The sequence below is a fragment of the Spirochaetota bacterium genome, assembly GCA_004297825.1.
In the GTDB taxonomy this organism is placed as follows: Bacteria; Spirochaetota; UBA4802; order UBA4802; family UBA5368; genus FW300-bin19.
In genome coordinates, this window is sequence record SCSX01000010.1 from 57,416 (window position 1) to 65,339 (window position 7,924).

Consider the following 7,924-nt stretch of genomic DNA (forward strand, 5'->3'; position numbering starts at 1 on the left):
GATAAAAAAAGCGGATGGTTTCCTCCGCTTTTTCCTCATCATGATGTACCTGCTCCCTTTACTTGCGCAACAGGTAGGTGGCGATCCGGTCCGCTACCATTTTGAGCACCTGGTCGTCGTTGAACTTGTCGTAGGTGCCGTCCTGGATACGGGCCTTGATTTCCCTCACCCTCTCGGTGCGTATGTCGGGCGTTTCCTTGACGATCTGGGTGTATTTGGACAGCTCGGCCGCCTGTTTGGCCTCCGAGGAAATTTCGATCTGGTCGGCCCTTCCGGTCTCGCGCGCCTTGGGCGTCGCTTTCGTACCCTTGGGTTCGACGATGTTGTTAATGTTGCCGATTTTATCAATAACCATGGTCATTGCCCTCTTACTCTATCTGTTACAATTATCGGCGCAATTTGTCAAATCTTTAATGAATAATGACTCATCCGCACGATTCATGCCTAAATATACCGAAATCGCTGGAATTCAGCAAGCGGCCCGGGCCTTGATTCAGGCTTCATCATCTTCCGCGGGCAGGGCGGTTCCGGACGGTCGATTCCACACGGCGATGGTGAATTCGCCCTTCTGGGTGAGCCCGTCCAGCCCCTGCGCGATCTCCGGGGCCTCGCCCGTGATAATCTCTTCATGGTACTTCGTCATTTCGCGGCCGATTGCGATCCGGGACGTCGGGAATATCGTGCACAGCAGGGCAAGGAGCCTTTTTGCCCGGTACGGCGATTCGTACATGACGATTACGGACTCGATATCGCGGTAGCGCTCCAGTTCCCTCCGCATACGCCCCTCGCGCTTGCTCAGGAATCCCGTGAAGATGACGGTTTTCCCGGCGAAACCCGCCACGGACAAAAGCGTTGGGAGGGCCGATGCGCCCGGTATGGGGACAACCGGTATGCCCGCCAGGTGCGCCGCCTCGACGAGCCTTGATCCCGGATCGGAGACCCCGGGCGTTCCGGAATCGGTGAGGTAGGCGATGGATTCCCCCCCCTTCAGGACGTCGAGCGCCTCGCCGATACGGCCTTCGGACGAATGCGCGTGCAGCGAGCGCGCCGATATCTTGATCCCGTAATGTTCCAGGAGCTTGCGCGTCTGGCGCGTGTCCTCGCAGTAGACGCACTTCGTCTCTTCCCTGAGTATCCTGAGCGCCCTGAAGGTGATATCTTCCAGGTTGCCGATGGGCGAGGCTATAACATAAAGCGTTCCCGTGTTCATTCGAATTCTTCCATTTTAAAGTCAAGCGGGGCATTCCACGCCGTCGCGTCTTCCGCGTGCTCCGTGATCTCACCCAGGGAATCAATGACCGCGATGATGTCCGCGTAAGTATCCAGGTGGACGAGGGTGTCGCGGATCCGGGACGCGTTCTTTACGCCGTGCACGTAGCGCACCAGGTGCTTGCGCATGAGGATGAGGCCGTAATTCCCGAAGCGCTCTACCATGAGATCGATATGCGCGCGGATGACCGCGGCGCGCTCGGCCATGGAAGGCTGCCTGCCGCTGAATATCCAGGGATTTCCAAGCGCTCCCCTTCCGATCATGACCGCCGCGCACCCGGATTCCGCAAGGCGATGTAGCGCCTGGTCATGCGATACGATGTCCCCGTTGCCGATCACGGGAATCGAGGCGAGCGCGCGAATTTCCGCGATGGCCTCCCAATCGGCGCGGCCGGAATAGCGCTGGGACCGGGTGCGTCCGTGCACGGTCACGAAGGAAATTCCCGAACCTTCGAGCACGCGCAGGGTTTCGCGGTAATTCCTGGAATCGTCGTCCCAGCCGAGACGGATCTTCGCGGACACGGGGATGTGCGCCCGTTTTACCACGGCTGTCGCGATCTCACCCAGCAGGTCCAGGTCCCGGAGAAGCGCGGCCCCCGATCCGCTGTGGCACACCTTGGGGGCGCAGCACCCCATGTTGATGTCGATGAGATCGGGACCAAGCTCGCAGACGAGCTCGGCGGCCTGGGCCATGCGGTCCGCATCCATGCCGAATATCTGGATGCCCAGGGGACGCTCTTCGGCAGAAAAATGCATGAGCTCCATGGTCTTCCTGCATCCTCGCACTATTCCCTCGGCGCTGATGAGCTCGGTATAGGTAATTCCCGCGCCGTGACGCCGGACGATCCTCCTGAAGGGAGAATCGGTGAAGCCCGCGATGGGGGCCATCAGCAGGGGGCTTTCCAGGTGGAGTGTACCGAGTGTCGTCATAGGATATCCGCGCGTTCAGCATCCCGCCCGCGGCGTTGTATGTGCAATGATTTTTTTAGGACGCGGCCCATAAATCGGCCGACCGTGCGGTCATCCGCAATTCAATATTTTTCTTGATTTAGGAGGGAGCGCCCCCTAGGATTCGTGTATCGGACCCCCCGATATACACTAAAAATTTCCAAGGAGATTCCCGATGAAACGATTGCTCGCAATGGCGGCCGCCCTGCTTTTCGCGTGCGCCATACCGCTCATAGCGGCGGATAAGACGATCACCATTCTCCATACGAACGACTTGCATTCTCATCTCATGGGCTTTTCGCCCGAGCTCGACTATACCCCCGCGAAGGCCGGGGATGACGCCACGATAGGAGGCTACGCGCGGCTCGCGACCGCGATAAAAACGGAGCGGAAGGCGCGCACCAACCCGGTTCTTCTCCTGGACGCGGGCGACTTTACCATGGGTTCGCTGTTCCACATGGCCGCGCGCGAGGAGGCCTTCGAGCTCAGGATCATGAAGGCCATGGGATACGATATGGTCACCCTGGGAAACCATGAATTCGACCTTATGCCGAAGGGCCTCGCCGGCATATTGACCGCGGGTGCGGCGAAGGGGATGCCCGAAATCGTCTTCTCCAGCGCGATCTTTTCCGCCGAGAGCGACAAGGACGACTCGCTCGAAGCGGTTTTCAAGAAGGGTGTCGTTAAATCCTACACCGTGAAGATCATTGACGGGATTAAGGTCGGATTTTTCGGGGTGATCGGCGATATCGCGATCGGGGATTCGCCCTTCGCGTCACCGGTGAAATTCAAGAACAAGATCGAGGCGTCCAGGGAGATGGTGAAGCTCCTGCGCGAGCAGGAGAAGGCGGAGATGGTGATTTGTATCTCGCACAGCGGGCTTTACCTTGGCAGCGAATCGGAGGACGAGGCGCTCGCAAAGCAGGTACCGGGTATTGACGTGATTGTAAGCGGGCACACCCACACCATGCAGGACAAGCCCCTGCTGGTGAACGGCGTGATAATCGTGCAGGCCTACGAATACGGCAAGTTTTTAGGCGTACTGGACGTGGCCTGGGCAAACGGAAAGGCGAGTGTGGAAAAGTACAAGCTCGTCGAAATAAACGACAGCATCCCCGCCGACATGACCATCCAGGGCCAGATCGACGGGTTCATCGCGTACATCGACCAGGCCGTGCTGCGCGAGCATAACCTTTCATACTGGAAGGTGATCGCGGAAACCGGATTCGATCTTAAAACGATCGAGGACGAGTCCCCGATAGGCAATCTCATCACCGACTCGATCCGCTGGTATGTGAACAAATACGATTCCGATCCCGCGGACCCGGTGACGAAAGTGGCGCTGGGCGTGGAATCGAACGGGGTCATCCGTGACCACCTGCTCAAGGGAAAAACCGGGAAGGTGTGCGTGGCGGACGTGTTCCGCACCATCCCGCTGGGCGTGGGCATGGACGACACGATGGCCTATCCCCTTGTCACCATCTACGTGTACGCATCCGAGATCAAAAAGGCCTTGGAAGTGCTCACCAGCATATATCCCATGAAGGGGAATGATTACTTCCTGCAGTTGTCGGGGGTCAAGTTCACCTACAATCCGCACCGCGTGATTTTCGACCGTGTCACGGAGATATGGCTGGGGAGCGAAGAAGAGGGGTTCAAGGAGCTCGATTACTCGAGCGGCAACACCCAGCTCTACCGCATCGCCGCGAACATCTACGATACGACCTTCCTCAAAGTCGTGGGGGACTACACCTTCCATTTCCTCGACATAGTTCCCAAAGACCGCAAAGGCCAGACCGTTACGAGCCTGGTCGATCAGCGCGTCGATGCCGACAAGAACAAGCCCGGTATCCAGGAGCTTAAGGAATGGGTGGGGGTGATGGATTTTATCCGCTCCTTCAAGGATACGGATAACGACGGTACGCCGGATATTCCCGCGAAATACGCGAAGTCCCAGGGCAGGATCGTGAAGCAGCCGAGCTGGAATCCGGTATCGCTTCTTTCGAGGGGCACCAAGCTTACCTGGATCGCGTTCGCCGCGTTTATCGTGTTTATTGCGCTCATTGCGCTTGTCGTGCGTATAGTGCGAAAAAAATTCATGGTAAAAGAAATGAGTTAGTTTTTTCAGGCCCTCGTCCGGATTAAGGGTGGGGGCCGGTGCTTCACGGCATTGAATCGATAAGGGGCGGCGGTCCTCCACACAAGGACCGCCGCCCCTTTTTTTTGGGTGTGCGGATTTGTCCCGGGGGAAGACATGTTTGCACAGGCGGTTTCATTCGCGACGCAGGGGATCGATGCGCACGTAGTGGAGATCGAGGTCGATATCGTGAAGGGATTGCCCGGCTTCATCATCGTGGGCCTGCCGGATTCCACGATACGCGAGGCGAGGGAGCGTATCCGCTCCGCGGTTGAAAATTCAGGATACGAGTTTCCCCCTAAAAATTACGTGGTAAACCTTGCGCCCGCCGGTTTCAGGAAACAGGGGGCGAATTTCGATCTCCCGATCGCCCTGGCCATTTTGAAAGCGACCGGGCAGCTGGCCTGCGAGCTTCGCGCGATGCCCATGGTGGGGGAGCTCGCCCTGAACGGCCGTGTGAAACCCGTGAGGGGAATCATCTCCATGGCGATCAGGCTCATGCGTCACGGGTATGAAAGGATAGTCGTTCCCCATGAAAACCGGAACGAGGCGGCGGCCATCGAGGGAATCGCGATATTCCCCGTTTCGTCGATCGCCGAGGCGATCGAGGCTTGCCGCGGGAACGTCCCGCATTACCGGGGAGGCCCCGGCCCCTGCCGCGAATCCCTGTTCAGGAACGATTTCAGTGAGGTGCGGGGACAGGAAACCGCGAAACGCGCTATCGAGATCGCGGCTGCAGGGCACCACAATATCCTCTTGTACGGTCCCCCCGGATCGGGCAAAACCATGCTCGCGCGGCGCATCCCCACGATCCTGCCCGCCATCACGAGGGAGCAGGCGATCGGCAGCACGATGATCCATTCGCTGGGGGGCATGCTGGGCCCCGGGGAGGGGCTCATCACGGAGCCGCCCTTCAGGGCGCCGCATCACACGAGCTCCGACGCGGCGCTGGTGGGCGGGGGAAGGATACCCTCGGTCGGGGAGATTTCCCTTGCGCATAACGGTATTCTGTTCCTGGACGAGTTCGTTGAATTCAGGACGAACGTCATCCAGGCGCTCCGCCAGCCGCTTGAGGACAGTGAGATCACGATCGCCCGCGCGAGCGGTTCCGTGACCTTCCCGGCGGATTTCATGCTGGTGGCATCGAGTAATCCATGCAGGTGCGGCTTCCTGTTCGATCCGGAGACGGCGTGCTCCTGCCCCCCGTCCTCGGTAAAGAACTATTTCAGGAAAATTTCCGGTCCCATACTGGACCGCATCGATATCGAGGTCATGGTGCCGCGCGTTCCGTACCGCGACCTGATGGACGGCGGCGGGGGAGAGCCGTCCTCGGAAATCCGGGAAAGGGTGCTCAGGGCGAGGGAAATACAGTCGCGCCGGTTCGGTCCCGGCGGAACCTCCTGCAACGCGCGCATGAGCAATCCGGAGGTCAAGCGCTATTGCGCGCTCACGGATGATACGGTCGCGGTTATGGAAAGCGCGATGGGGAGGATGAACCTTTCGGCCCGCTCATTTTTCCGTCTTCTTAAAGTCGCGCGCACTATCGCGGATCTTGGCGGGAGCGATTCCATTGAAAAGCGCAATTTGCTCGAGGCCTTGTCCTATAAAAACCTGCAGCGCAGTTACGAGGTTTAAAGGTGGTCTAATTGTCGTTCCCGTACAGGGAACACATATGAGATACTCAGGTATTATAATCCGAGCGCGATTTTTTTTGCCTTTCGCATAACCCTTTCTTCGCGTTCCCGGAAGCGGTATGCATCTCCGATCGCAAAGACAGTGCGGATTTTAATTCCGCCGGCCTTGAAGACGGTCTTGAGCGCTCTTATGGTGCCGCCGGCCTGGTTCGACATCAGGTTGAACGGGAAGGGCGAGCCCGAGGCTACCACGAAGATCGCGCTCTTTCCCCTGAGGCGGGGAGACGGCAGCTTTTTCATTGGTCCTGCTTCGATATACTCAAAGGTCGTGACGTTTCTGTCGAACAGGTTTTTAAGCGGGCCCGGGATGTTTCCCCAGTAAGCGGGGGCGCCCACGATGATCATATCCGCGTTCCTTGCCTCATCCGCGAAGTGGTGCGCGCCGTCGCGGGGAAGCACGCAATCCCGGTCCGGCCTGCACCCAAGGCAGCCCGTGCACGGGGCGATCTTGATATCCCTGATGTTGATCCATTCAACCGCATGATGCGCCTGCAGGGCCGCGCGCATTCCCGCGAGAACGGTTGCCGTTACGCCGCTTTTCCTGGGTGATGCATTGATGAACAGTATCTTCATGGTCCCTTCTTTATTTTCCTGGTTACTGAATTATATCAACCGGGAAGCTGGAATTCAATATTATTCCGGTCGAATATGCGCGGGGATAACCGGGTGAATTTGACCAGGGAATCATGGGTCTTTGCGCGTTGTCTTCGTAGAAACGCGCATGGTAATAGCCGCGCGCACAACCTTGGTCCCGGATGTATCGGTCACGCTTACCTGTACCGTGTGATCTCCCGGCATCGAAACTGAGGCGGAGGGGATTTCGCAGACGGCTTTGAGCGCGGTCTTCGCGAGCTTGAGGTATTCTATGTTCATGCTGACAGGTATCCACCGAAGCGCTCCCGGCAGGGTAACGTCCAGGGTCATGCCGGCGACAAGCTCGCAGAGATTGCCCATGGCGAGTGCGTGCACCGTACCCAGGTGGTTGAGTACGCGCCTGCGCTTTTTCATTCCTATCTCGCCGTATCCGGGCCTGAGCTCGATGAATCGGGGTCTGATCGTGCCGAAGTAGGGAGCTTTAAGGCATAGAATTCGGGAAAAGAAATATTTGCCAAGGGGAAGTCGTTCCATACGCCTGTAAATACTCAACGCCGTGCTCATTGTCCGCCTCCGGAAAATTTTATCAGGAAACCTGAAAGAACCCTTGTGAACACTCTCATCTCTTCAATCGTGAAACCGTCGCCGATCGCCCGGTTCACCTCGTGCGCGATCTTCCCCGCTTTTTTCGCCTCCTGCCTACCCTGAGTGCTGATACCAATAAGGAACTGTCTTCTGTCTTCAGGGTTCATCCGGCGTTCGACCAGACTGAGCTTTTCCATGCGGTCGACCAGGCCGGTGATAGCCGAATTATCGACATCGAGCAGTCTCCCCAGCTCGTTCATGGGCCGCATGTCTTTTTCGAGGAGGAGAAAAAGAACTCCCATTTGCGAGGGGGATACGCTTACGCCGGCCGCCGCGTATTCCCTTTTCAGATGGCTCTTGAGCGCATGGGTTGACCTCGAGATCAGGTAGAGGAGGCGTTTATCAGGCATGGTCATGGGGAGCATTCTCGTTGATTAATCAATAGTTGATACATCAACTAAATGTCAACACTTATTTTCACTGCGAAGGGAATACGAGTGTGAATCATTTTCCTGGGAGCTGGGCGTAAATAGGCATACCTCACTCATGGTTTGGTGTGTGCGTGGACGAAAGATGCTTAATGTGAGGCGGTGCGGCGGAGTATTTTTGTGGGTGAGGCTCTTGTAGGGTGGTTTTCGGTGTCGCCCCAGTAGAATTCCCAGCACAGAATGCCCCCTGCGCTCCTTTGGCCGATGGC

Annotated in this window: 8 protein-coding genes; 2 read left to right on the forward strand and 6 right to left on the reverse strand. The window is 57.6% G+C overall.

What is annotated here, in order from left to right:
- Positions 1–58 precede the first annotated feature (58 nt).
- The 3 genes from flgM to dusB form a co-directional block, all read right to left on the reverse strand.
- Complete coding sequence (gene flgM / locus EPN93_01570; protein ID TAL39478.1) at positions 59–361, reverse strand: flagellar biosynthesis anti-sigma factor FlgM; 303 nt, start codon at positions 359–361, stop codon at positions 59–61.
- Positions 362–493: 132 nt separating this feature from the next.
- Entirely contained in the window at positions 494–1,210 is a 717-nt protein-coding gene (gene rsmI, locus EPN93_01575; protein ID TAL39479.1) for a 16S rRNA (cytidine(1402)-2'-O)-methyltransferase, read from the reverse strand.
- On the reverse strand, positions 1,207–2,199 hold the full coding sequence (gene dusB / locus EPN93_01580; GenBank protein TAL39480.1) for a tRNA dihydrouridine synthase DusB: 993 nt from the start codon (positions 2,197–2,199) through the stop codon (positions 1,207–1,209). Before dusB ends, rsmI begins: the two co-directional genes overlap by 4 nt.
- Positions 2,200–2,392: 193 nt before the next feature.
- On the opposite strand from dusB, the gene EPN93_01585 reads away from it, so the two are divergent.
- Together EPN93_01585 and EPN93_01590 are read left to right on the forward strand one after the other, a co-directional pair.
- The gene (locus EPN93_01585; GenBank protein TAL39481.1) at positions 2,393–4,336 is read left to right on the forward strand and encodes a bifunctional metallophosphatase/5'-nucleotidase; all 1,944 of its coding nucleotides are present in this window, start codon (positions 2,393–2,395) and stop codon (positions 4,334–4,336) included.
- Positions 4,337–4,471: 135 nt separating this feature from the next.
- Positions 4,472–5,989 (forward strand): ATP-binding protein, encoded by a 1,518-nt coding sequence (locus EPN93_01590; GenBank protein TAL39482.1) that lies wholly within the window; start codon positions 4,472–4,474, stop codon positions 5,987–5,989.
- A gap of 53 nt (positions 5,990–6,042) precedes the next feature.
- Here the strand turns inward: EPN93_01590 and EPN93_01595 are convergent, their stop codons facing one another.
- From EPN93_01595 to EPN93_01605, 3 genes are all read right to left on the reverse strand, one after another.
- On the reverse strand, positions 6,043–6,621 hold the full coding sequence (locus EPN93_01595; GenBank protein TAL39483.1) for a flavodoxin family protein: 579 nt from the start codon (positions 6,619–6,621) through the stop codon (positions 6,043–6,045).
- 111 nt (positions 6,622–6,732) lie between these two features.
- Positions 6,733–7,206, reverse strand: a complete 474-nt coding sequence (locus tag EPN93_01600; protein ID TAL39484.1) for a DUF4442 domain-containing protein — start codon at positions 7,204–7,206, stop codon at positions 6,733–6,735.
- Positions 7,203–7,652 carry a MarR family transcriptional regulator gene (locus EPN93_01605; GenBank protein TAL39485.1) on the reverse strand — a complete coding sequence of 150 codons (450 nt, stop codon included), beginning with the start codon at positions 7,650–7,652 and terminating at the stop codon, positions 7,203–7,205. Before EPN93_01605 ends, EPN93_01600 begins: the two co-directional genes overlap by 4 nt.
- Positions 7,653–7,924: the final 272 nt, after the last annotated feature.

Coding starts and splice junctions, on each gene's coding strand:
- dusB (TAL39480.1), bottom strand. CDS start 2,199: ATGACGACACTCGGTACACTCCACCTGGAAAGCCCCCTGCTGATGGCC.
- EPN93_01600 (TAL39484.1), bottom strand. CDS start 7,206: ATGAGCACGGCGTTGAGTATTTACAGGCGTATGGAACGACTTCCCCTT.
- EPN93_01590 (TAL39482.1), top strand. CDS start 4,472: ATGTTTGCACAGGCGGTTTCATTCGCGACGCAGGGGATCGATGCGCAC.
- rsmI (TAL39479.1), bottom strand. CDS start 1,210: ATGAACACGGGAACGCTTTATGTTATAGCCTCGCCCATCGGCAACCTG.
- flgM (TAL39478.1), bottom strand. CDS start 361: ATGACCATGGTTATTGATAAAATCGGCAACATTAACAACATCGTCGAA.
- EPN93_01605 (TAL39485.1), bottom strand. CDS start 7,652: ATGCTCCCCATGACCATGCCTGATAAACGCCTCCTCTACCTGATCTCG.
- EPN93_01585 (TAL39481.1), top strand. CDS start 2,393: ATGAAACGATTGCTCGCAATGGCGGCCGCCCTGCTTTTCGCGTGCGCC.
- EPN93_01595 (TAL39483.1), bottom strand. CDS start 6,621: ATGAAGATACTGTTCATCAATGCATCACCCAGGAAAAGCGGCGTAACG.